At 71.3% G+C, this 1,230-nt stretch carries 2 protein-coding genes; one reads left to right on the top strand and one right to left on the bottom strand.

What is annotated here, in order from left to right; translation table 11 throughout:
- Positions 1-956, top strand: a 956-nt coding sequence (locus ACFV4N_RS33330; protein ID WP_499676631.1) for a cellulose binding domain-containing protein, incomplete at its 5' end; no start/stop codon positions are given.
- Here the strand turns inward: ACFV4N_RS33330 and ACFV4N_RS33325 are convergent.
- A partial coding sequence (locus ACFV4N_RS33325; RefSeq protein WP_499676630.1) for a lipopolysaccharide assembly protein LapA domain-containing protein occupies positions 953-1,230 on the bottom strand: 278 nt, incomplete at its 5' end. The genes ACFV4N_RS33330 and ACFV4N_RS33325 overlap by 4 nt on opposite strands.

Genomic DNA, 1,230 nt, shown 5'->3' with positions numbered 1-1,230 from the left:
CGTCCGCGGGCGTGCCGGCGGGCGCGGTCGTCGAGTCCGACCGGGTGAACCCGGACAAGTTCTACGCCCTGGCCGGCGGTCGCCTCTACACCAGCACCGACGGCGGCGCGACGTTCACCGCGGGCGCCGAGGCGCCGGGGACCACCAAGCTCAAGGCCACCCCCGGCCACGAGGGCGACGTCTGGGTGGTCGGGCAGGGCGGCCTGTACCGCTCGACCGACTCCGGCGCCACGGTCAAGCGCAACAGCCACGTCGGCCGCGGCGTGAACATCGGGTTCGGCAAGGCCGCGCCCGGCAAGACCTACCCGACGATCTACGCGGTGCTGACCGTGGGCATCGGCTCGGACGGCGTCTTCCGGTCCGAGGACCTCGGGTACGACGGGGTCGGCTCGGGCTGGGTGCGCATCAACGACGACGCCCACCAGTACGGCAACATGGGCGAGGCGATCACCGGGGACCCGCGGGTCTACGGGCGCGTCTACCTGGGCACCAACGGCCGCGGCATCCTCGTCGCCGACCCGGACGGCCCGATCACGACCACCCACCCGTGGCCGCCCTCGACGACCACCACCACGAAGAGCACCACCACCACGACCACCACGACCACCACGACGACGACCACCACTGCGCCACCGGCTTCGTGCTCGGTGCGGTACGAGGTCGTCAACCAGTGGGGAGGTGGCTTCACCGGCTCGGTGAAGCTCACCAACCGGGGCACCGGCGCCATCACCGGCTGGGACCTCGGCTGGTCGTTCGCGAACGGCCAGAAGATCACCAACAGCTGGAACGGCAAGGTGACCCAGTCGGGCGCCGCCGTCTCGGTGACCAACGAGGGATGGAACGGGACCGTCGCCGCGGGTGGCTCGGTGGAATTCGGTTTCCAGGCGAGCTGGCAGGGCAGCAACGTCACCCCCACCGGCTTCACCCTGAACGGCAGGACCTGTTCGACCGCCTAGCGGAGCCCTCGTTTGGCCTGGCGGCGCAGTTGCATGATCCGGGCTGCGCCGACCAGGGCCACCAGGACCGCACCGGCGATCGCCGCGAGCAGCAGTGCCACTCCCAACGGGAGCGTGCCGGACGCACCCAGGAAGTGGATCGTGGCGCCGGTGAGGTTCTGGAGGATGAAGACCAGCAGGAGGAGCAGCACCGCGATCGAGGCCAGGACCGCGAACCACGGTCCACCGGCTTGGGCGCCCTCCCCCCTGCCAGGTCCGCGCCCGACCCCGTCGG

The organism is Actinosynnema sp. NPDC059797 (assembly GCF_042732085.1).
In the GTDB taxonomy this organism is placed as follows: domain Bacteria; phylum Actinomycetota; class Actinomycetes; order Mycobacteriales; family Pseudonocardiaceae; genus Actinosynnema.
This window is presented reverse-complemented; position numbering and strand designations above follow the sequence as displayed.